The following is a 22,165-nucleotide window of genomic DNA, read 5'->3' on the forward strand; positions in this document are numbered from 1 at the left end:
GACCGTACCACGGTAATTGTCGCTAGGACAAGAACTGGTCCGGCCGTACCGCGAGGTACCGGGCGGCCGTCCGGTGCATCGCGCGCAGCAGCAGGGGCCCCGGGAGCCGCAGGAGTGCCGCCGGCACCATGCGGCGCACACCCCGGACGAGCCGGACGGCCCGTCGGAAGCGCCGCTGTTCGCGCGGCCCCCAGGGGAACCCGTACGCGGCGCGGAGAGCATCGGGCAGCATCCCGACCGTGACGGTCCGCACGAGCGGCATCGCGGCCCGCACCCACGCCGGGGCGAAGCGCGGGTGGAGGAGGTCCCGGACGATGCCCCTGGCGTCGTCGGTGACGGTGAGCGTCGGCAGCGTCGCGGCCCAGTACCGGTCGAAGTCGGCGACGTCGCGGAACCAATCCGTTGCTGGCACCCGCAACGCGGTCGCGATCGGCGCGTAGGCCGCGAGCACGTCCTCGGCCCGGTCCGGACCGGGCGGGTCGCCGAACAGCTCGTGGGCGCGACGTGCGGAGTCGAAGAGCGTCGCCGCGACCCACAGCTGGCGCTCGACGTCGTCCGCGCCGGCGACGGGCCGGTGCGCGTGCTCGACGAAGGCGGTCGCCACGGCGGCGTCGGCGTCCGTGCCGATCACGACGGCGGAGACGAACATCAGGGTGTGGGCGAGCCGCTGCTGCGGTCGCCGCGCGAAGTCCGAGTGCCGTCGGACCCCCGCTGCGACGACCGGGTCCGCGATCTGCAGCAGGATGGCGCGGCCGCCGGCCGCGACGGGCGTGCTGTCGGCCAGCCAGTCCCGCAGGGCACGGTCCGCGACCCGGCCGGGTGTCGGACGGGAGGCACGCCACCGGTCGTGTGCCGTGCCTCCAGGCCGTCGACCGGTCACGTCGCGGACCCGCGCCCGCGCGCCCGCAGCACCGGGACCACGTCCAGGAGGACGGCGGCGACGAGACCGACGCCACCGGCGACCGCCGCCGCGGCGACGCGGGCGGCGACGGCGTCGCCGGTGGCGGAAGCAGACGCGAGCAGGGCAGCGAAGAGCCAGACGGCAGGGAGCGGCCAGGTGCGGGTCGGGCAGCCGGTCAGGAGGGCGATCACGATCCCGGCGACGGTGAGCGCCACCCACGTGGCCGGGCCGTCCCCGTGGACGAGCGTGTGCGCGCCGGCGGCCACCAGCAGGAGCGCGGCGACGGCGAGCAGCCTCGCGACCGCAGGGACGCGGCGGACGGCGGCACGGACACGACGGAGCACGGGCGGCAACCTACCGTCCCGTGCTCCGTCGGTGCCGTGCTGCGTCAGAGCGGCTTCGTGCCGAGGTCGCCGCCGAGGTCCGGACGGTCCTCGTCCTCGTCGTGCTCCCAGAGGTCCGGGGAGCCCTCGCGCGGGGCGCCGCCCGTGGGGCCGTCGTCCGAGCCGTCGCCGACCTGCGGCTCGACGGTCTCGCCCGCGACGGCGTCGTTCGTGACGGTCTCCAGGGACTCCTCGGACTCGTCGACCTCGTACGGCCCGACGTGCTCGCGGTCCACGTCGTCGGCGCGGCGCTCCTGGGCGTCGAAGTCGTCGACGGGGCTGATGCCGGGGTCGCTCATGGTGGCTCCTTGTCGTTCGCCCGATCGGGCGCGTTCGGTGGTCCTCCTGTGTACGCCGGACGCCTGACGGGGCGTCCGGGATGCGCACTCGGGGCCCGGCTTCGCGTCGCGTTCACCCGGCGGACACCTCCGGGACACGGACGCGGGGCACACTCGCCGTGCTCGGGGGAGTGGAGCGCGGTCGCCGACGGGTGGTCGAGCGACCGCGCCTTCCCCCTGTGCTCGGCGTCCCGGGTTCAGACCCGCTCGAGCAGGTGCCGCTCCTCGACGTCGGCCAGGGCCAGCGTCTTGTACCCGGCCGACTCGAAGAAGACGGTCACCCGGTCGTCCTCGGTGCTCATGACGGTGCCGTGGCCCCACTGCGCGTGCTCGACCGCCGACTCCGGCGGCCAGACGTCGTCGTGCGCACCGTCGGCGCCGTGCGCCCCCTGCTCGTAGGCGCTGCCCGACGTGCAGGTGTCGCAGTTCCCGCAGGGCTCGGCGAGCTCGCCGCCGAAGTAGCCGAGCAGGAACTGGCGGCGGCAGCCGGTGGTCTCGGCGAACCGTCGCATCATCGCGATCCGGGACTGCTCGACCTGCTCGCGCTCCTCGGCGCGGGTGGACGCGCGCTTCGCGGCCTCGGCGGCCGAGTGCGGTGCGTCGGCAGCGCGGACGATCCCGTCCGCGCCGTCGTCGAGCACGCCCGCCTCGACGAGGGTGTTCACCGCACGGCCCGCGGTCCGGGTCGACAGGCCGGACGCGTCGGCGAGGGCCGACCGGGCGATCGACCCGTCCTCGGGGACCGCGTCGAACACGGCGCGGAGCGACGCGGGCTTCGGGGTGCCGGTCGCGAAGAACCGGCGGAGGCCCAGGTCCTCGGCGCGGTAGTGCAGGGTCGCGGTCGCCGGGGCGCCGTCCCGTCCCGCACGGCCGATCTCCTGGTAGTGCGCGTCCACGGACTCGGCGACGTCGGCGTGCAGCACGAAGCGGACGTCCGGCTTGTCGATGCCCATGCCGAAGGCGCTCGTCGCGACGACCACGTCCACCTCGCCGTCGTGGAAGGCGTGCAGCACGGCGTCGCGGTCCCGGACCCGCATGCCCGCGTGGTACGGCCGGGCGTCCTTGCCGCGGGCGCGGAGGGCGTCGGCGTACTCGTCGGTCTCCTTCCGGGTCGCGACGTAGACGATGCCGGTGCCGGTCGCGGCTGCGGCCTGCTCGACCACGGCCGCGCGCTTCTCGTCGGCGTCGGCGTAGCGCTCGACCTCGATGCGGATGCCCGGGCGGTCGAACCCCGCGGACAGCACGAGCGGGTCGCGCATGCCGAGGCGCGCGACGACGTCCTCGCGGACCGGGGCCGAGCCCGTCGCGGTGAGGGCGAGGACCGGCGGACGGCCGAGGCGCTCCGCAGCCTCGCCGAGGGCCAGGTACGCGGGGCGGAAGTCGTGCCCCCACGAGGACACGCAGTGCGCCTCGTCGACGGCGAGCAGGGACACGCCCGCCGCGGCCAGTCGCTCGACCACGTCGTCCTTCGCGAGCTGCTCCGGCGCGAGGAACACGTAGCGGACGTCCCCGGCGGCGATCGCGTCCCACGCGTCCTCGACCTCGGCGGCCCGCGTCGTCGCGTTCACGGCCACGGCACGCTGGGCGTCCGGGTGCCGCTGCAGTCCGACGACCTGGTCCTCCTGCAGGGCCACGAGCGGGGAGACCACGACGACGAGCCCGTCGAGTGCGAGCCCGGCGACCTGGTAGATCGCGGACTTCCCCGACCCGGTCGGCATCAGGGCGAGGGCGTCGCGGCCGGCCAGGACGGCGTCGATGACCGTGGCCTGGGCGTCACGGAGGTCCCAGCCGAAGACGTCGGCGGCGCGGGTACGGAGTGCGGTGTCCATCGGAGCCACCGTGCCCGGGGGCGGCTGGAGGTCCTCCCCGCGTGGCGCGTCGCGGCCATCCGGATCCGCGCACCGGGTGTCCACGCTGCGGCAGTAGGGTGGTCGCGGCCGTTGTCTCGACATCGAGCGACCCTCGACGTTGAGTGCGCGACCCGATGACCGATGCCGATCGCACGAACCGTGCGGGAAGAAGAACAGCGTGGATCTTTTCGAGTACCAGGCCAGGGACCTCTTCGAGTCCTACGGCGTCCCTGTGCTGCAGGGCATCATCGCCGACACCCCTGAGGAGGCGAAGGCAGCGGCCGAGAAGATCGGCGGCGTGGTCGTCGTCAAGGCCCAGGTGAAGGTCGGCGGCCGCGGCAAGGCCGGCGGCGTCAAGGTCGCGAAGACCCCGGACCAGGCCTACGAGCACGCGCAGGCGATCCTCGGCCTCGACATCAAGGGCCACACCGTCCAGCGGGTGATGGTCGCCCAGGGCGCCGACATCGCCGAGGAGTTCTACTTCTCCGTGCTGCTCGACCGGGCGAACCGCTCGTACCTGTCCCTCGTCAGCGTCGAGGGCGGCATGGAGATCGAGCAGCTCGCGGTCGAGAAGCCCGAGGCGCTCGCCCGGGTCGAGGTCAACCCGTTGACCGGGATCAACAAGGAAGCCGCGCTCGACATCGCCCGTCAGGCGAACTTCCCGGCGGAGCTGCAGGACCAGGTCGCCGACGTCTTCGTGAAGCTCTACGACGTCTTCGCCGGCGAGGACGCCACCCTGGTCGAGGTCAACCCCCTCGTCCGCACGGGCGACGGCCAGATCCTGGCGCTCGACGGCAAGGTCTCGCTCGACGAGAACGCCGACTTCCGGCACCAGGAGCACGCGCAGCTCGAGGACACCGCGAGCGAGGACCCGCTCGAGGCCAAGGCGAAGGCCCACGGCCTGAACTACGTCAAGCTCGACGGCCAGGTCGGCGTGATCGGCAACGGCGCGGGGCTCGTCATGTCGACCCTCGACGTCGTCGCCTACGCCGGTGAGCGCCACGGCGGCGTGAAGCCCGCCAACTTCCTCGACATCGGCGGCGGCGCTTCGGCCGAGGTCATGGCGAACGGCCTCGACGTCATCCTCGGCGACCCGCAGGTCAAGAGCGTGTTCGTGAACGTCTTCGGCGGCATCACCGCCTGCGACGCCGTCGCGAACGGCATCGTCGCCGCGCTCGGCATCCTCGGCGACGCGGCCACGAAGCCGCTCGTCGTGCGCCTGGACGGCAACAACGTGGACGAGGGCCGTCGGATCCTGGCGGAGGCCGCGCACCCGCTGGTCACCGTCGCCGCGACCATGGACGATGCGGCCGAGCAGGCCGCCGAGCTCGCCGCGGCCGCGGCGTAAGGAGCACCAGAGCAATGTCGATCTTCCTCAACAAGGACTCGAAGGTCATCGTCCAGGGCATCACCGGCGGCGAGGGCACGAAGCACACCGCGCTGATGCTCAAGGCCGGCACGAACGTCGTCGGCGGCGTGAACGCCCGCAAGGCCGGCACGACCGTCACGCACGGCGACGTCGAGCTGCCCGTGTTCGGCTCGGTGCGCGAGGCCATCGACACCACGGGTGCCGACGTCTCGATCGTGTTCGTCCCGCCGGCGTTCGCGAAGGACGCCGTGATGGAGGCCATCGACGCCGAGATCCCGCTCGTCGTCGTCATCACCGAGGGCATCCCGGTGCAGGACTCCGCCGCGTTCTGGGCGCACGCCAAGGCCCTCGGCGGCAAGACCCGCATCATCGGCCCGAACTGCCCCGGCATCATCACCCCCGGGGAGTCGCTCGTCGGCATCACGCCGGCCACGATCACCGGCAAGGGTCCGATCGGGCTCGTGTCGAAGTCCGGCACCCTGACCTACCAGATGATGTACGAGCTGCGTGACCTGGGCTTCTCGACCGCCATCGGCATCGGCGGCGACCCGGTCATCGGGACGACGCACATCGACGCGCTCGCCGCGTTCGAGGCCGACCCGGAGACCACCGCGATCGTCATGATCGGCGAGATCGGCGGCGACGCCGAGGAGCGCGCGGCCGACTACATCAAGGCGCACGTCACGAAGCCGGTCGTCGGCTACGTCGCGGGCTTCACCGCGCCCGAGGGCAAGACGATGGGCCACGCGGGCGCCATCGTGTCCGGTTCCGCGGGCACGGCCGAGGCGAAGAAGCAGGCCCTCGAGGCCGCGGGCGTGAAGGTCGGCAAGACCCCGTCCGAGACGGCCGCGCTGCTGCGCGAGGTGGTCGCCGCCTCGTAGGCGGTCCGGTCACCCGACCCCAGGACGGACGGGAGGCACGGTGCGGGCCCGCACCGTGCCTCCCGTTGCGTCCGTGGTCGCGTGGATGTCCACCGGCACCGCGCGGCTCGCCCGCGCCGGCCCGGGCGGCACGTACCCTGGCCCGGATGAACCGCCTGGGAACCGCACTGCTGGCCGCCGTCGAGGCGATCGTGACGGTCGGCGTGGGCATCGGCATCGCGCTCGTCCCGCTGACGCTCCTCTGGGGTTTCGAGTACGGCCTGCAGGTCGACTGGGACGTCTTCTGGAAGGCGACCGGCAGCGTCTGGCTCGTCGGCCACGGTGTCGACGTGACCTTCCGGCTCGGTTCCGCGGTGGCCGGCGCGTCCGGGGTGGACGGCGCCGCCGCCCCCATCCACGTGACCCTCGCGGCGCTCGGGTTCGCGGTCGTGACCGCCTGGCTCGGCGGTCGGGCCGGACGACGGTTCGCCGAGACCGAGCACCGGACGACGGGCCTGCTCGTCGGCACCGGGGTCGTCGCGGCCCTCGGGCTCGCTGTCGCACTGTCCTCCCGCTCCGCGGCCACCGACCCCACCGTCTGGCAGGCCGTCGTGCTGCCCGCGCTGTGGTTCGCCGTCCCCGCCCTCGTGACGTCCGAGGTCTGCCGCGTGCGCCGCGGGCTGCCGGCGGACCCCCTGGCCCGTCGGGTGCTCGCGCTCGTCGACCGCATCCCCGGGCGGTGGCGCATGCTCGCCGGGTTCGGGCTCCGCGCGGGCACGGCCGCCACCGCCGTGGTCGTCGCCGTCGCGGCGCTCGTGGTCGGGCTGGTCCTGCTCGCCTCGTTCGCCGACGTCATCGCCCTGTACGAGCGCTCGCACGCGGGGGTCGTCGGCGGCATCGCGCTCACCGTCGGGCAGCTCGCGTTCGTGCCCGACCTGGTCGGCTGGGCCACCGCGTGGCTCGTCGGACCCGGCTTCGCGATCGGCACCGGCTCGAGCGTCTCCCCGATCGGCACCGTGCTCGGCCCGATCCCGGGCCTGCCCGTGTTCGGCGCGCTCCCCGCGGCCGGCCACACCTTCGGTCTGCTCTGGGTGCTCGTGCCCGTCGTGGCCGGGTTCGTCGTCGGCGGTCTGCTCCGGCCGCGGCTCGTGCGGGCGCTCGGCGCCGACGACTCCGCGCTGCACCGGGCGCTCGCCGGGGTGGCGACCGGCGTGGTCGCCGGGCTGCTGACCGGAGTGGCCACCGGGCTGACCGCCGGGTCGTTCGGGCCGGGTCGTCTCGCACAGGCGGGTCCGGACGGACTCGTCGTCGGGCTGTTCGCGGCCCTCGAGGTCGGCGTGCCCGCGGTCGTCGCGCTCGCGATCGGCAGCGACCTCGTCCGGCTGCCCGAGCGCGGCTGGGGCCGGGAGCGCTGGCACGAGGCGGACGACGACGTCCCGACCGACGGGACCGGTGCCGACGCCGCTGACGATGCGCGTGCCGGCTCGCTCCTCGCGGCCCTCGACGACGCCGGCGGCGGACGGTCCACGCAGTCGCACCGGTTCGTGGTGCACGAGGCGCACGACGCCGCCACCCGTGCCGCGGCGGACGACCACCCGACCGAGCCGATCCACGACGACCCGGCACCGGCGGACGAGCCGACGCCGGTACCGGCTCCGACTCCGGCACCGGCACCGGCACCGGCACCGGCACCGGCACCGGCACCGGCACCGGCACCGTCTCCGTCTCCGTCTCCGTCACGGGAGCCGTCGCCGGGGCCCGAGCCGGAGTCCGACGCGGTGCCGCTCCCGGCCTGGGCGCGCACGGACGCCGTCGCGGCGGAGCGCATCGAGCCCGCTCCGTCGTCGCAGGGGGCGACCGTGCCGTCCCGCGGCGGTGTGAGCAGCCTGCGCGACCGACTCCGGGGCGCCGCCGACGGCGTCCGGAGCCGTGCCGGGGACCTGCGTGACCGCGTCACGGGTTCGGACGCCGACCGCCCCGGGGGCCCCGGGGACGAACCGCTCCCGCACGCGCCGGGCACCGAGCAGCAGCCCGCGTTCCCGTGGAGCACCGAGGAGTTCGTCGCCAGCCGGCACGACGACACCGGCACCGACCTGACCGGCACCGACGTCACGGGCACCGACGTGGGCGCCACGGGATCGGCCGACACCGCGGAGCCTGCGCGGTCGGCCCGCCCTCCGCGCTGGGACACGACCGACCAGATCGCCGAGGACGAGCTGCCCTGGTGGCGCCGTCCGAAGCACGACGCGTAGTCCGCCGCGCACCGCCGCTAGGCTGGTCCCCGTGCTCGAACTGGTCGTCCTGATCTCCGGTACCGGGTCGAACCTGCGGGCACTGCTCCAGGCGACCACCGATGCCGAGTACCCCGCACGCGTCGTCGCGATCGGGGCCGACCGCGACGCCGAGGGCCTGGGGCTCGGCGAGGAGTTCGGCATCCCGACCTTCACGGTCCCGTTCTCCCGCTTCGCCACGCGCCAGGACTGGGGCGCCGAACTGGCCGCCCAGATCCGCCCGTGGTCGCCCGACCTGCTCGTGCTGTCCGGCCTCATGCGCCTGCTCCCGCACCAGGTCGTGTCGGAGTTCGCCCCCGCCATCATCAACACCCACCCGGCGTACCTGCCCGAGTTCCCCGGGGCGCACGGCGTCCGGGACGCGCTCGCGGCCGGGGTCGACCAGACCGGCGCGAGCGTGATCCAGGTCGACGACGGCGTCGACACCGGGCCGATCCTCGCCCAGGAGCGCATCCCGGTGCTGCCGGGCGACACCGAGTCGACGCTGCACGACCGCATCAAGCCGGTCGAACGCCGACTCCTCATCCAGACGATCCTCGACATCGCCAACGGCACCACCGACCTGAAGGGCACCCCGAGCGCATGAGCGTGCACGCCGCCGACCCCAGCCTCTACCGCCACCGCGACGTCGTCCCCGTGCGGCGCGCGCTCGTCTCGGTGAGCGACAAGAGCGGCCTGCTCGAGCTCGCCGAGGCCCTCGCCGACGCCGGTGTGGAGCTCGTCTCTACGGGCAGCACCGCGCAGACGATCCGCGACGCCGGGTACGCCGTGACCGACGTGTCGAGCGTGACCGGGTTCCCGGAGTCGCTCGACGGCCGCGTCAAGACCCTGCACCCGGCCGTGCACGCGGGACTCCTCGCCGACCTGCGCCTCGCGTCGCACGAGCAGCAGCTCGGGGACCTCGGCATCGCGCCGTTCGAGCTCGTCGTCGTGAACCTGTACCCCTTCGTCGAGACGGTGGCCTGCGGCGCCGACGCGGCCACGGTCGTCGAGAACGTCGACATCGGCGGCCCCGCGATGGTCCGGGCGTCCGCGAAGAACCACCCGAACGTGGCGATCGTCGTCTCGCCGTCCTCGTACGCCGAGGTCGTCGAGGCCGTCCGCGCCGGCGGGACGACGCTCGAGCTCCGGAAGCGCCTCGCCGCGCAGGCCTTCGCCCACACCGCCGCCTACGACACCGCCGTGGCGTCGTACTTCGCGACCGACGTGGTCGAGCAGGCCGCGGCACCGACGGTCGACGGCGACGTCGTGACCCCCGGCACGTTCGACGACGAGCTCCGGCTGCAGGCCGAGCTCCGTGCGACCCTCCGCTACGGCGAGAACGCCCACCAGGCGGCCGCGCTGTACACGACCCCCGACGGCACGGGCATCGCCCAGGCGACCCAGCTGCACGGCAAGGAGATGTCGTACAACAACTACGTCGACGCCGACGCCGCCGTCCGGGCCGCGTACGACTTCGACACCCCCGCCGTCGCGATCATCAAGCACGCTAACCCGTGCGGCATCGCGATCGCCCCGGCCGACGCCCTCGACCCGATCGCCTCGGCGCACGCGGCGGCCCACGCGTGCGACCCGCTGTCGGCGTTCGGCGGTGTGATCGCGGCGAACCGCCCGGTGACGAAGCAGATGGCCGAGACGGTCAAGGACATCTTCACCGAGGTCGTCGTGGCCCCCGGCTTCGACCCCGAGGCCCTCGAGATCCTGTCGCAGAAGAAGAACATCCGCCTGCTCACGCTGCCGGCGGACTTCGCGCTCGCCGAGCACGAGGTGAAGCAGATCTCCGGCGGCTTCCTCGTGCAGGACGCCGACCGCTTCGCCGGCTTCGACCAGTCCACGTGGGACCTCGTCGCGGGGGAGCCAGCGGACGACGCGACCCTCGCCGACCTGGCCTTCGCGTGGAAGGCCAGCCGTGCGGTGAAGTCGAACGGCATCCTGCTGGCCGACCGCGGCGCGAGCGTCGGCGTCGGGATGGGCCAGGTCAACCGGGTCGACTCCTGCCACCTCGCCGTCACGCGTGCGGGCGAGCGGGCCGCGGGGAGCGTCGCCGCGTCCGACGCCTTCTTCCCGTTCGCCGACGGCCTGCAGGTGCTGCTCGACGCCGGGGTCCGCGCGGTCGCCCAGCCGGGCGGCAGCGTCCGCGACGCCGAGGTGATCGCGGCGGCGCAGGCGGCCGGCGTGACCATGTACTTCACGGGCGAGCGCCACTTCTTCCACTGACCGACGCTGACGCGGACCGACGCCGACGCGGACCAACGCCGACGAGGACCGACGCCGACCGACGCGCTCGGACGGAATCGACACCGCGTCCAACAACAGGAATCTTCCTCGGATCCGTTGCGCAACACGTCCGCCCGGGAATAGTCTGCAAGGCTCCGCAACAGGTGCTGACGATCCCCGACGGATCGGCGGCAGCGCGGACACAACGGTGACGAAGACGACGACTGGAGTGACGATGGACACGACGACCGGCACAGTGGCGACGGCTGCCCGGACGGGTCTCGTGTCCCTCGTGGGGACCACTCCCGCTCCGCGACCCCGGTACCGCGCGCGCATGCCGCGACGGACCCCGGCCGCGGCCGCCGTCTAGCCAGGCCCCTCCCACGGCCCCGTGCCCGACGACCGCCGTCGGCGAGCACGGACCACCCGCTGAGAACCCGGGGGACCACTGCGTCCCCCGGTGCCCTCCGGCCCGGTCGACGTCACGCGACGTGACGGCGACGGCGCGCGACCACGCGCCCGGCCGACGACCACCACGCAACGCCCACCGTGCCTCCCGGCCGGACCGCCACCCACCGACGTGACCCGTCGGCGGCAGCGGCGACCAGACCGGGCGGACGCGGCACGACGCACGAGGACGCAACCCATGTCCAAGACGCCAGACCAGGCGCGCCCGTCCACCGACCGTCCCTCCACGCTGCGCGCGCTCGCGCGCATCTGGCCCTACGTCCGACCGCACAGCGGTCGCCTGCTCGGCGGCATGGCCGTCGCGATGGGCGCCTCGCTCGTGGCCCTCGCCATCCCCTACGTCCTGCAGGGGCTCGTCGACGGTCCGCTCTCGAGCGGCGACCGGAACCTCATCCTGCCCGCCGGGCTCGCCGTCCTGGCGCTCGGTGTGCTCGAGGCGTTCTTCATCGCCGCCCGTCGGCGGATGGTGATGCGCCCCTCGACGCGGATCGAGTCGAGCATGCGCAACGCGCTCTACAACAAGTTGCAGGACCTACCGGTCGCGTTCCACGACCGCTGGGAGTCCGGGCAGCTGCTGTCCCGCTCGGTGTCCGACCTGTCGCTCATCCGACGCTGGCTGGCGTTCGGCGTGGTGCTGCTCGTCGTGAACACCGTCACGATCGTGGTCGGCTTCGTCGTGCTGTTCAGCTTCGGCTGGCTGCTCGGCCTGGTCTTCCTCGTCGCGTGCGTGCCGATCTGGGTCACCGCGATCCTGTTCGAGCGCCGCTACTCGATCATCACGCGCCGCTCCCAGGACCAGGTCGGCGACCTCGCGACGAGCGTCGAGCAGTCGGTGCACGGCATCCGCGTGCTCAAGGCGTTCGGTCGCGGCCGGTCGAAGCTCGACGAGTTCACCGAGCAGGCCGAGGCGCTGCGCGGTACCGAGATCGAGAAGTCCCGGGCGATCGCGGGCCTGTGGCTCTGGCTGCTCCTCGTGCCGGACGTCGCCTTCGCGCTCTGCCTGCTCGCCGGCATCTGGCTGGCGTCGCAGGGCGAGCTCACCGTCGGGCAGCTCTTCGCGTTCTTCGCGACCGCGACCGTGCTGCGGTTCCCGATCGAGTCGATCGGCTTCCTGCTCTCGATGACGTTCGACACCCGCACGGCGGTCGACCGGTTCTTCGAGGTGATGGACTCCGAGAACACGATCCAGGACCCGGAACACCCGCGGACGATCGCCGAGCCGCACGGTGCGCTGTCGTTCAACGACGTGCACTTCCGCTACCAGGACTCGCCGGCGCAGTTCCCGGACCTGGTGAACGGCGTCCAGCTGGAGCTCCAGCCGGGCGAGACCATGGCGCTCGTCGGCCTGACCGGGTGCGGCAAGACAACGCTGCTCTCGCTCGTGCCGCGGCTCTACGACGTGACCGGCGGCTCGATCACGATCGACGGCGTCGACATCCGCGACCTCACCCGGGAGGAACTCCGTCGGCACGTCGGCGTCGCGTTCGAGGACGCCACGCTCTTCTCGACGAGCGTGCGTGACAACGTGCTGCTCGGTCGCCCGGACCTGTCCGGCGACGAGGCGGAGCGGATCATGCGTGAGGCCCTCGAGATCGCGCAGGCGTCCTTCGTCGACGAGCTCCCGGAGGGCGTCGACACCCGCGTCGGGGAGGAGGGCCTGTCGCTCTCCGGCGGCCAGCGGCAGCGTCTGGCGCTGGCCCGGGCGATCGCGGCGCGGCCGTCGGTGCTCGTGCTCGACGACCCGCTGTCGGCGCTCGACGTCGACACCGAGGCGCGGGTCGAGGCCGGGCTCCGCCGGGTCCTCGCGGACACCACGTCGCTCATCGTCGCCCACCGCCCGTCCACCGTGACCCTCGCCGACCGCGTGGCCCTCATGGAGAACGGCCGGATCACCGCCGTCGGCACCCACTCGGAGCTGATGGCCACCAACGAGCACTACCGCTACGTCATCTCCTCGCTCGACGAGGACGATGCGCCCGCCCGAGAGGAGGCGATGGCATGAGCCAGCAGACGGATCCCACGCAGGGTGCGACCCCGCAGGTGGTCGACCCCCAGCCGGGAGGCACGGTGCCGGTCGCACGACGGTGCCGGCCTTCGGTCCGTAGACGTACCGGCCCCAGCCGCTCTCGTTGCCGGACGCGGTGGTCGTCTGGCCGTCGTAGGAGATCGTGACGGAGCCGGTCGCGCCCGCGAACCAGATCTGCGATTCGTAGCCCTTCGAGACGGCGGTCGCGACCAGGGTGCCCTGGTCGGCGCGCGGGCCGGTGCCCACCTCGACGGTGCGCTCGGCCGTGGCACCGTCGTGCTCGGCCGTCACCTGCACGCTCCAGCGGAACTGCGACGGCAGGTGCAGCTGCAGGCGTGCGGAGCCCGAGCCGTCCAGGCGGCCGCGGACGGTGTCGCCCGTCGGGGTGGTCGCCGTGACCGAGGTGCCCGGTTCCCCGCGGACCTGCAGCGAGGTGTAGCCAGCACCGTCATCCGTCGGGATGATCCACTGGATCGGGTCGACCGGTGCGGGGGTCTCGCCCTCGCCGCCGTCGCCGGGGTCGGGGGTCTCGCCGCCGTCGCCGGGCTGCGGGGTGAAGCCGGGGTCGACGTCGGTCGGGGGCGTGACGACGTCGCTCGGGCCGCCGGTGCCGGGGTCGGGGGTCCCGCCCTGGTCGTCGACGTCGACCTGGGTCCACGCACTGGTGCCGAGCGAGTCCTCGGGGTCGCCCTGCTGGTCGGCGGGCAGGTCGACCGTGGCGCGGACGCGGAAGGCGTCGTCCTCGTCGGCGTTGCCCGGTCGCACCGGTGCTTCCACGCGGAACGTGCCGTCGTTCGCGTCGGCCTCGGCCACCGTGGCGTCGTCGGAGGGGGTCGCGACGGTGATGTGCGCGCCGGGGGTCGCGGTGCCCTCGATCACGGCGACGTCACCGTGGCGGGTGGCGGAGGTGACGTTGGGCTTCTCGACGCGGGCGCGCAGGAGCACGACGTCCTCGGCGGTGCGGCTGCCGTCGGGAGTCGTGACGAAGGCGTGCAGCTCGCGTTCCCCCGGCGCGAGGTCCGGGATCTCGCAGACGAAGGCCAGCCCCTGCGTGGCGACGCTGCAGAGCTCACGGTCACCGTCCGACAGGTGGAAGGTGCCGGCGGCGGAGGCGACTCCCGAGACGACGACCGAGCGCGACGACGCAAGGGCGAGTCGCGAGTCGCCGAGGTCGAGCACGGGCACGCCGCCGAAGTAGCGCAGTTCGGTCGAGCTGCCGGGGATCGTCGACGAGGCACGGGCGGACGCGCTGGCGGTCGCAGCGGTTCCGAAGGCGTTCGTCGCTGCCGATGCCGGAGCTGCCGCGGCGCAGAGGAGACCGACCGTGACGGCGGTCGTGGCGATGACGTGGTTCTTCCTGAGCATGGTGTCCTTTCGAGACGAGGTCGCTCAGTTGTACATCTGAAATGTCGTATGCAGTTAATCTCGCAGCTGCTCGGAGAAGCCGGACCAGCGCGCACGGCGCATGTCGATCCTCCAGGCCGAGGAGCCCTGCACGAGCGGCGTCCCCTCCGCCCGGTAGTGCTCGAACGCGCGGGTCTCGTGCCGGACCGGCGGCAGCCCGCCGGAGCGGACCACCCGCCACCACGGCAGGTCCGAGCCCTCGTGCGCCATCACCTTGCCGACCGCCCGGGGTGCACGTGACCCGAGTTCAGCGGCGACGTCTCCGTAGGTCATCACCCGACCGGGTGGGATCGACCGCACCACCAGCGCGACCGCGGCACCGAAGTCCGTCGGGTCGGGCTCGGAGGGCACTACAGGGACAGCGCGGCGAAGTGGTCGCCGTACTGCGTCTCGCGCACGACCGAGAAGCCGAGCGCGCGGAAGAACGCCTCGGGACCGACCTCGCCGCCGGGCTCGTACACGACGGTCAGGCGTTCGAACCCTCGGCTCCGCGCCTCGTCTGCCAGGCCGTGCACCGCGAAGCGTCCGACGCCCCGGCCCTGGGCGTCACCGGCGACGTGCACGCGCCAGATCGCGCTCCGGAGCTCCTCGTCCGCGTTGTCCTCGTCGAAGGTGCCGACGATCACGCCGACGACCCGGTCCCCGTCGAGGACGACGCGGGTCCAGGCGGAGCTGGGCTTCACGTCGGACTCCGCGACCGCGTACGTCTGCGGCTGCACGAACTCCTCCTGCCCCGGCTTGAGCGTCAGGGAGTTCGCTGCGGCGGCGGTGGACGCGGAGAGTTCTTCGAGGCGCAGGTCGGACATGGGGTCAGGCTAGCGGTGCTCCCCGACCGGGGGCCAGGACGGTGACACGACCGTTGCACGTCCGTTGCAGCGCCGTCCGGACCGCGCGGTATGGTCGCGGGATGGTGGAGCACCGGCGTGGGGCGAACCTGCCGTCGATCGGCGGGTTCAACCGCACCGTCGTGCTCGACGCGGTCCGCCGGTCGCCGGACGGCCTGAGCCGCGTGGAGCTGGCCGCCCGCACCGGCCTCAGCGCGCAGACCGTGTCGAACGTCACCCGGTTCCTCATCGAGGCGGGGATGATCGTCGAGTCCGGCACGGTCGTCGCCGGGCGCGGGAAGCCACGGACGATCCTGCGGCTCGAGGCCTCGAGCCGGTACGCCGTCGGGGTGCACGTCGACCCCGCGGTGGTCACGTACGTGCTGCTCGACCTGGCCGGCACGGTGCTCGCCGAGACGACGACCTCGACGCCGTCCGCCGAGGACCCGGACGAGGTCGTCCGCACCATCGCCACCGCCATCGACGGCCTGGTCGCGGGTGCGGGCATCGCGGTCGAGGCGGTGCTCGGCGTCGGCATCGCGAGTCCCGGCCCCATCGACGTGGACGCGGGCGTCGTGCTCGACCCGCCCTTCCTGCCCCGCTGGCGTGACGTCCCGCTGCGTGACGCGCTCGCCGAGGCCACCGGGTTCCCGGTGCTCCTCGAGAAGGACGTCACCGCCGCGGTCGTCGGCGAGATGTTCCTGGCGGGGGAGTCGTCCGCCCGGAACTTCGCGTTCGTGTACTTCGGCACCGGCTTCGGCGTCGGACTCGTCGTGGACCACGAGCCGGTGCGCGGGGTCGGCTCGAACGCCGGCGACGCCGGGCACATCATGGTCGACCAGGGCGGCCTCGCGGGCACCCCGGACGGATCGGGTGCCCGGGGCGAGGTCGGCGCGGCCGTCGCCCCCGACCGGCTCGTGCAGGTCGCGCGCTCGCGTGGGCTGGCACTCGGCGATCCCGCGCGCGAGGACGACGCCGCCGCGGTGCAACGGGCGTGGGCCGCGCTCGGCGAGGCGATCGACGCGGACGACCCGGTCGCGGTGACGCTCGCGGCCGAGGCCGGCACCGTGATGGGGAACGCCGTCGTGCTCATCGTGAACCTGCTCGACATCGACCGTGTCGTGTTCGGTGGTCCGTTCTGGTCGCGGATCGCGCCCGTCGCCCTGCCGGCCGCCCGGCAGGCGGTCGTCACGTCGCCGCTGCTGGTGCCGAAGCACCCGGTGGTGGTGCAGGACAGCGGTCGGGGTGCGGACGTCGCGGCCGTCGGCGCGGCCTGCCTGGTCCTCGACGCGGCGCTGTCACCGCGCGCGAGTGCGCTCCTGATCCGGCGCTGACGCCTGAACCGGCGCTGTCGTCCGGTCGGCGCTGTCGTCCGGTCGGCGCTGTCGCCCGGTCGGCGCTGACGCCTGGTCGGCGCTGACGCGGACGGGAGGCACGGTGCCGGTCCGGCGCGCGCCTTCCGCTGGTCAGGGTGTGGGTCAGGCCGCGCCGAGCACCTTGCGCCAGGTCGCCGTCAGGGTGTCGTACTCGTCGTCGGACAGGAGGTCCCGCACGCCGGTGGCGAGGACCGCGGACCGGACGGCCTCCTCGGCCCCGGCGCGGTCGCGGAGGTGCGCGTCGGAGTGCTTCACCGCGCGTCCGGCCGCCTGCGCGGCCTCGATCTCGTCGACCCGGCCGGCGGCACCGGCGGCGTCGAGCGCGTGCTGCCACGCGGCGAGCAGGTCGGCGTTCGTCACCATGCGGCCGTCCGCGCCGCCCTGGATCGCGAGCGACGCGCTCGCCTCCGGCACCACGATCTGCTCGTCGGCCTTCCAGGCGACGTCGAGGGCCTCGGCCTCCTCGGCGGTGATGCGTCCTGCGCGGTCGATCATCGACTGCAGTGCGGTGTTGGTGGTGTCGTCCGTCACGGTTCCCTCTCCGACCGAGCGCGCTCGCGGGGTCCGCTCCATCCTGTCGGCGTCCCCTGAGAAGCCGCACCGGTCACCGCCCGTGGCGCGACACCTGTCGTTCACCTGGTCGCCACCGGACGGACGCCGAGATGCTGAACAGTCGTGCAGGTCCCCCGACCTCCCTGAGAAGGACCCTGCATGCGCACCCCTGCCCTGCGGCTCGGCGCCGGCCTCGCGACGGGCATCGCCCTCGCCGCCGGAGTGCTGACCGCGACCCCCGCCGTCGCCGCGGTCGGTGACGACGACCCCACCGTCGGCGCCCGCGTCGCCACCGGCCCCGTCGCCGGACTCGCGATCAACGAGGTGGAGTCCAACGCCGACGACACCGACTGGGTCGAGCTGGTGAACACCTCGTCGGCTTCGATCGACCTGAGCGGCTGGCGCTTCCTCGACTCCGACTCGTCGCACGCCGCGTACGTGCTGCCGCAGGGGTCGACGATCGCCGCCGGCGGGTACCTCGTCGTCGACCAGGAGACCACCACGCGCCCCGGATTCGACTTCGGACTCGGCGGCGCCGACGCGGTCCGGCTCTACGACACCGCCGGCGCGCTGACGCTGCGGTACGCGTGGACCACGCACGCGGCCGTCACGTACGGCAGCTGCCCGGACGGCTCCGGCACGTTCGTCGACACCACCGCGTCGACCAAGGGGAAGCCGAACGACTGCTCCTCGCCGGTCCGCATCAACGAGGTCGAGTCGCAGGACGGCACCCCGGGCGACTGGGTCGAGCTGACGAACGTCGGGACGACCACGGTCGACCTCGGCGGGTACGTGCTCCGGGACAGCGAGGACGACCACGCGTGGACGATCCCGGCGGGCACCACCGTCGCGCCGGATGGCTTCACGGTGCTCGACGAGGCCCGGTTCGGCTTCGGGCTCGGCAAGGCGGACACCGTCCGGCTGTCCGACCCCCGGGGCGTCCCGGTGGACTCGTACTCCTGGACGGCGCACGCCGCGACGACGTACGGACGGAACCCGGACGGGACCGGTGCCTTCGCCGAGACCGCCGAGCCGACGAAGGGCGCGGCGAACCGCTTCGCCGGGTCCGTGACCGCCGAGGCGTGGCCCGGCGGCCCGGACGAGACCGTCCTGGACGCCGAGGACACCTTCACCGGAGACCTGAGCGGCCTCGACTGGGCACCCTCCGCCACGTCGGCGGACGGGCAACTCTGGGCCGTGCAGAACGGTGACGGACTGCTCTACCACCTGGCCCCGGACGGCCGGGGCGGCTGGGCACCGACGAACGCCGCCGGTGTCGACCTGCGGTACGCCGACGGCACCGGGACGCCCGACGCCGAGGGCGTCACCGTCACGGCCGACGACCCCGGCGCGGTCTACGTGTCGACCGAGCGCGACAACGACGTGTCGAAGGTGAGCCGCCCCGCGGTGCTGCGCTTCGCGAGCGCCGACGGCTCCGAGTCGGTGCTGCGCGCGACGGACGAGTGGAACCTCGCCGCGGACTTCCCGGGTCTCGGCGCGAACGCCGGGCTCGAGGGCGTGACCTGGGTGCCGGACGCGTGGCTGACGTCACACGGGTTCGTCGACCAGCACACCGGTGCGGCCTACGCGCCCACCTCGTACCCCAGGCACGGCGAGGGCCTCTTCCTGGTCGGGGTCGAGGGCACCGCGAGCGTCTACGCCTACGCGCTGATGGACGACGGGGCGTTCCAGCGCGTCGCCACGATCGCGACGCCGTTCTCCCTCGTCGCCGAGGTGCAGTTCGACCCCACGCTCGACGCGCTCTGGGTCGTCTGCGACGAGGCCTGCTCCGGGCGCACCGCGCTGTTCGACGTGCAGGACGGGGCGTTCACGCTCGCGACGCTGTACGAGGCGCCGGCGAACGCCGACCGAGGGCTCGCCAACGAGGGCTTCGCGATCTCGGGGCGCTGTGTGGACGGCGCCCGGGCGACCTTCACCGCCGACGACAACGACACGGACGGGTCCTCGCTGCGGACCGGGACGTACCCGTGCGACGCGTCGACGGAGCCGGGCGACGGCGGGACGCCCGCGCCTGGTGACGGCGGCACGCCCGCTCCGGGTGACGGCGGCACGCCTTCGCCGGGAGCGGGTGACGGAACCCCGACGCCGACCCAGACCGCCCCTGGCCCGACCAACCCGACCACCCCGACGACCCCGGCGGCCCCGGTCGCGCCGGACGCCTCTTCGCTCACGGAGGGGAACCGCGGCTCGGTGTCGGCGCCGTCGGTGGTCCGAGCCGGGTCCTCGGCGACGATCTCCGTCGGGGCGCAGTACGCCGGTGAGCGTGTCGCGGTCTGGCTGTTCTCCGAGCCTCGACTCCTCGGGACGCCGGTCGTCGCCGCGGACGGCACCGTGACGGTGGTCGTCCCCGCCGACGTCCCGGCCGGGCAGCACCGCATCGTGGTCACGGCGTCCGACGGCACGGTGCTCGGGTGGACGGCCGTGACGATCGACCCCGCGACGGGTGCGCTCGCGTTCACCGGTGCCGAGCTGGGCGGTGGGATCGCTGCGGCGCTCCTGCTCCTGGCGGCCGGGACCGGTGTCCTCGTGGCCCGTCGTCGTCACCGGTCGGCCGTCGCGCAGGCCTGACCCGCGGGACCGCTCGTCGATGCCCCGTCGTCCCTCCGGACGGCGGGGGCGTCGGCGTCCGGGTGCGCCGGGGTCGCGCGGTAGCGTCGGAGGATGCGCACCGAGGTCCTCCGCTACACCGCCTTCGCCGCCGAGCCCGGGGGCGGCAACCCCGCGGGCATCGTGCTCGACGCCGAGGAGATGACCGACGACGAGATGCTCGCCGTCGCGCAGCGGGTGGGGTACCCCGAGACCGCCTTCGTGGTCGCGCGGACCCCGGACGGCGCCCGCGTGCGCTACTTCTCGCCGGCCGCCGAGGTCCCCTTCTGCGGGCACGCCACCGTCGCCACCGCCGTCGTGCTCGCCGAGCGCGACGGCACCGGAGCCCGGGTGTTCTCCACCGCTGCCGGGGACGTCGCGGTCGACGCCACGGCCGCGCCCGACGGCAGCGTGCAGGTCGCGATGACGAGCGTCGAACCCGACACCCGGCCGATCGACCCCGTGCGGTGGGAGCGGCTCGCCGCCGTGCTCGGACTCGTCGACGGTGACGTCGCCGAGGGCTTCCCCGTGCTCGAGTCCTTCGCCGGCAACTGGCACCCGGTCGTGGTCCTGGCCGACGAGGACCTGTTCCACCAGTTCCGGTTCGACCCCGCGGTGCTCGCCGCCCTGAAGCACGAGTACGGGTGGGCGGGCACCGTGACCGTCCTGCACCGCACCGGCCCGCTCGCGTTCGAGGCGCGCAACCTGTTCCCCGCCGGCCGCATCACCGAGGACCCGGCGACCGGTTCCGCGGCGGCGTCCACGGGCGCCTACCTGCGCGCGATCGGCGCGGTGTCGCCCGGGAGCCGCGTCGTGATCCGGCAGGGTCGACACGTCGGGCGTCCGAGCGTGCTGCTCGTCGACGTGCCCGAGTCCGGCGGCATCACGGTGATCGGCGGCGCCACGCCCATCGCCTGACCCGGGTGCGGGTGCACGTTCCTTCCCATCGCAGGCGCGATGGGAAGCTCTTCCGCGCGGAGGAGGTCGTTCCACCCGCCCTCCGACGCGCGGATCGGCCTCGGACGCGCGGATCGGCCTCCCACGCGCGGATCGGCCTCCACCTCGCGCGCGCCCATGCCGTGACCGAGCCGTGACGAAAAGTGCTTGACACGATTAAGTCCACACGCTGTACTAATCCTGCGCGCGGGTGACGGAGCCCGCGGACATCCCGTGCAAAGGAGCACCGATGAAACGCCGCACCCGAATCATCGCCGGCCTCGCAGCCGTGGCAGTCGCCGCGGTCGGGCTGGCGGGCTGTTCCAGCTCGGGCTCTGCCTCGAGCGACACCATCAAGATCGCGTACCAGAAGTTCGGTGCCTTCCAGCAGCTCGATGCGCAGATGAAGGAGGTCAAGACCGAGTACGAGAAGGCGAACCCGGGCAAGAAGGTCACCCTCGTCCCGATCCAGGCCCAGGGCAACGACTACTACACGAAGCTCGCGCTCATGAACAAGGCGCCCGCGACGGCCCCGGACGTCATGTACGAGGACACCTTCCTCATCAAGTCCGACGCCGAGGCCGGCTACCTGCTGCCCCTCGACGACTACGTGGCGAAGTGGAAGGACTGGGACCAGTTCTACGACAACGCCAAGCAGGCCGGCCAGGGTGACGACGGCAAGATCTACGGCGTCTCGATGGGCACCGACACCCGGGCGCTCTGGTACAACAAGGACATCTTCAAGAAGGTCGGCCTGCCCGTCCCGTGGGAGCCCAAGACCTGGGACGACGTGCTCGCCGCCGCGAAGACGATCAAGGAGAAGGACTCGGGCGTCATCCCGTTCAACATCTACTCCGGCAAGGCGCAGGGCGAAGCGTCCACCATGCAGGGCTTCGAGATGCTCCTGTACGGCGCCGAGGGCGACGGCAACACCCTCTACAAGGACAAGAAGTGGGTCGTCGGCTCGAAGCAGTTCGAGGACTCCCTGAAGTTCGTGAAGGACGTCTACCAGGGCGGCCTCGGCCCGACCCCGCAGCAGGCGCTCGACACCAACGTCGGCACGACGATCGCGCAGACGTGGCTGCCGCAGGGCAAGCTCGCGATCGACCTCGACGGCTCGTGGCAGTCCGGCACGTGGCTCGAGTCCGGCACCGCTCCGTGGAAGGAGTGGAACGACGTGATGGGTCAGGCGGCCTTCCCGACGCAGAACGGTCAGGAGCCCGGCTACAACTCGATGTCCGGTGGCTGGACGCTCGCGGTCGGCAAGAACTCCAAGAACCCGCAGGCGGCGTTCGACTTCATCTCGACCTTCCTGAGCAAGGACGGCTCGCTGAAGTACGACACCGAGAACAGCCAGATCGCGGTCCGCAAGGACGTCGCCGAGGACCCGGAGTACACCGGCGCCAACCCGACGTTCAAGTTCTTCTCGGGACTGGTGCAGCACACCAACTTCCGCCCCGCGACGAGCGACTACTCGCAGGTCTCGAACGCCATCCAGGTCGCGATGGAGTCCGTCATGACCGGGCAGCAGACACCCGCCGAAGCCGCCAAGGCCTACGACCAGTCGGTCGAACAGGTGGTCGGCCAGAAGAACACCGTCGACGTCGGGTAGTCACCCGGCCGCACGGCGGACTGGAGGCGCGGCGCCACACCGCCCCGTGCCTCCAGTGCGCCCCTCCCCACCTTCGGAACCCTCTGGCGCACCCGAAAGGCAACCACCCGTGTCCAGCACCCCCCTCGCGCCGACGCTGTCGGCACCCGGT

Annotated in this window: 17 protein-coding genes; 10 read left to right on the top strand and 7 right to left on the bottom strand. The window is 73.2% G+C overall.

Annotation, left to right across the window (positions count from 1 at the left end):
- Nucleotides 1–22 precede the first annotated feature (22 nt).
- From HUN58_RS04705 to HUN58_RS04720, 4 genes are all read right to left on the bottom strand, one after another.
- A complete protein-coding gene (locus HUN58_RS04705; protein WP_180226011.1) occupies nucleotides 23–880 on the bottom strand; it encodes an oxygenase MpaB family protein in 858 nt (285 codons plus the stop codon).
- Complete coding sequence (locus tag HUN58_RS04710) at nucleotides 877–1,245, bottom strand: hypothetical protein (protein WP_180226012.1); 369 nt, start codon at nucleotides 1,243–1,245, stop codon at nucleotides 877–879. Before HUN58_RS04710 ends, HUN58_RS04705 begins: the two co-directional genes overlap by 4 nt.
- A gap of 44 nt (nucleotides 1,246–1,289) precedes the next feature.
- Nucleotides 1,290–1,583: a hypothetical protein gene (locus tag HUN58_RS04715; protein WP_058741266.1), complete on the bottom strand. Its 294-nt coding sequence runs from the start codon at nucleotides 1,581–1,583 to the stop codon at nucleotides 1,290–1,292.
- Nucleotides 1,584–1,819: 236 nt separating this feature from the next.
- Entirely contained in the window at nucleotides 1,820–3,451 is a 1,632-nt protein-coding gene (locus HUN58_RS04720) for a RecQ family ATP-dependent DNA helicase (protein WP_180226013.1), read from the bottom strand.
- Between the two features lie 199 nt (nucleotides 3,452–3,650).
- Between HUN58_RS04720 and sucC the strand changes: the two genes are divergently transcribed.
- The 6 genes from sucC to HUN58_RS04750 all read left to right on the top strand — a co-directional run bounded on the left by sucC (nucleotide 3,651) and on the right by HUN58_RS04750 (nucleotide 12,679).
- Nucleotides 3,651–4,820 (top strand): ADP-forming succinate--CoA ligase subunit beta, encoded by a 1,170-nt coding sequence (gene sucC / locus HUN58_RS04725; RefSeq protein ID WP_114849394.1) that lies wholly within the window; start codon nucleotides 3,651–3,653, stop codon nucleotides 4,818–4,820.
- Between the two features lie 14 nt (nucleotides 4,821–4,834).
- Nucleotides 4,835–5,722: a succinate--CoA ligase subunit alpha gene (gene sucD, locus HUN58_RS04730; protein ID WP_058741263.1), complete on the top strand. Its 888-nt coding sequence runs from the start codon at nucleotides 4,835–4,837 to the stop codon at nucleotides 5,720–5,722.
- Between the two features lie 146 nt (nucleotides 5,723–5,868).
- Nucleotides 5,869–7,953, top strand: coding sequence for a DUF6350 family protein (locus HUN58_RS20905; RefSeq protein ID WP_180224571.1), 2,085 nt, complete (start codon nucleotides 5,869–5,871; stop codon nucleotides 7,951–7,953).
- A gap of 31 nt (nucleotides 7,954–7,984) precedes the next feature.
- Entirely contained in the window at nucleotides 7,985–8,578 is a 594-nt protein-coding gene (gene purN / locus HUN58_RS04740) for a phosphoribosylglycinamide formyltransferase (protein WP_114849396.1), read from the top strand.
- Nucleotides 8,575–10,209, top strand: a complete 1,635-nt coding sequence (gene purH / locus HUN58_RS04745) for a bifunctional phosphoribosylaminoimidazolecarboxamide formyltransferase/IMP cyclohydrolase (RefSeq protein ID WP_180224572.1) — start codon at nucleotides 8,575–8,577, stop codon at nucleotides 10,207–10,209. Before purN ends, purH begins: the two co-directional genes overlap by 4 nt.
- Before the next feature lie 646 nt (nucleotides 10,210–10,855).
- Nucleotides 10,856–12,679 (top strand): ABC transporter ATP-binding protein, encoded by a 1,824-nt coding sequence (locus HUN58_RS04750; protein WP_114849398.1) that lies wholly within the window; start codon nucleotides 10,856–10,858, stop codon nucleotides 12,677–12,679.
- Nucleotides 12,680–14,122: 1,443 nt separating this feature from the next.
- Here the strand turns inward: HUN58_RS04750 and HUN58_RS04755 are convergent.
- A complete protein-coding gene (locus tag HUN58_RS04755; RefSeq protein ID WP_114849401.1) occupies nucleotides 14,123–14,458 on the bottom strand; it encodes an MGMT family protein in 336 nt (111 codons plus the stop codon).
- Nucleotides 14,458–14,913, bottom strand: a complete 456-nt coding sequence (locus HUN58_RS04760; protein ID WP_114849402.1) for a GNAT family N-acetyltransferase — start codon at nucleotides 14,911–14,913, stop codon at nucleotides 14,458–14,460. Before HUN58_RS04760 ends, HUN58_RS04755 begins: the two co-directional genes overlap by 1 nt.
- A 101-nt stretch (nucleotides 14,914–15,014) precedes the next feature.
- Here HUN58_RS04760 and HUN58_RS04765 point away from each other — a divergent pair, with 101 nt between their 5' ends.
- Nucleotides 15,015–16,265, top strand: a complete 1,251-nt coding sequence (locus HUN58_RS04765; RefSeq protein WP_180224575.1) for an ROK family transcriptional regulator — start codon at nucleotides 15,015–15,017, stop codon at nucleotides 16,263–16,265.
- Nucleotides 16,266–16,409: 144 nt separating this feature from the next.
- Here the strand turns inward: HUN58_RS04765 and HUN58_RS04770 are convergent, their stop codons facing one another.
- On the bottom strand, nucleotides 16,410–16,838 hold the full coding sequence (locus tag HUN58_RS04770; protein ID WP_058741254.1) for a hypothetical protein: 429 nt from the start codon (nucleotides 16,836–16,838) through the stop codon (nucleotides 16,410–16,412).
- Between the two features lie 180 nt (nucleotides 16,839–17,018).
- On the opposite strand from HUN58_RS04770, the gene HUN58_RS04775 reads away from it, so the two are divergent.
- From HUN58_RS04775 to HUN58_RS04785, 3 genes are all read left to right on the top strand, one after another.
- Entirely contained in the window at nucleotides 17,019–19,448 is a 2,430-nt protein-coding gene (locus HUN58_RS04775; protein ID WP_180224576.1) for a lamin tail domain-containing protein, read from the top strand.
- A 93-nt stretch (nucleotides 19,449–19,541) separates the two neighbouring features.
- Nucleotides 19,542–20,384, top strand: a complete 843-nt coding sequence (locus tag HUN58_RS04780; RefSeq protein ID WP_180224577.1) for a PhzF family phenazine biosynthesis protein — start codon at nucleotides 19,542–19,544, stop codon at nucleotides 20,382–20,384.
- A 268-nt stretch (nucleotides 20,385–20,652) separates the two neighbouring features.
- Complete coding sequence (locus HUN58_RS04785) at nucleotides 20,653–22,014, top strand: extracellular solute-binding protein (RefSeq protein WP_114849405.1); 1,362 nt, start codon at nucleotides 20,653–20,655, stop codon at nucleotides 22,012–22,014.
- Nucleotides 22,015–22,165: the final 151 nt, after the last annotated feature.

It is taken from the genome of Curtobacterium sp. Csp1, from assembly GCF_013347185.1.

Coding starts and splice junctions, on each gene's coding strand:
- HUN58_RS04715 (WP_058741266.1), bottom strand. CDS start 1,583: ATGAGCGACCCCGGCATCAGCCCCGTCGACGACTTCGACGCCCAGGAG.
- HUN58_RS04720 (WP_180226013.1), bottom strand. CDS start 3,451: ATGGACACCGCACTCCGTACCCGCGCCGCCGACGTCTTCGGCTGGGAC.
- sucD (WP_058741263.1), top strand. CDS start 4,835: ATGTCGATCTTCCTCAACAAGGACTCGAAGGTCATCGTCCAGGGCATC.
- HUN58_RS20905 (WP_180224571.1), top strand. CDS start 5,869: ATGAACCGCCTGGGAACCGCACTGCTGGCCGCCGTCGAGGCGATCGTG.
- purH (WP_180224572.1), top strand. CDS start 8,575: ATGAGCGTGCACGCCGCCGACCCCAGCCTCTACCGCCACCGCGACGTC.
- HUN58_RS04750 (WP_114849398.1), top strand. CDS start 10,856: ATGTCCAAGACGCCAGACCAGGCGCGCCCGTCCACCGACCGTCCCTCC.
- HUN58_RS04760 (WP_114849402.1), bottom strand. CDS start 14,913: ATGTCCGACCTGCGCCTCGAAGAACTCTCCGCGTCCACCGCCGCCGCA.
- HUN58_RS04765 (WP_180224575.1), top strand. CDS start 15,015: ATGGTGGAGCACCGGCGTGGGGCGAACCTGCCGTCGATCGGCGGGTTC.
- HUN58_RS04775 (WP_180224576.1), top strand. CDS start 17,019: ATGCGCACCCCTGCCCTGCGGCTCGGCGCCGGCCTCGCGACGGGCATC.
- HUN58_RS04780 (WP_180224577.1), top strand. CDS start 19,542: ATGCGCACCGAGGTCCTCCGCTACACCGCCTTCGCCGCCGAGCCCGGG.
- HUN58_RS04785 (WP_114849405.1), top strand. CDS start 20,653: ATGAAACGCCGCACCCGAATCATCGCCGGCCTCGCAGCCGTGGCAGTC.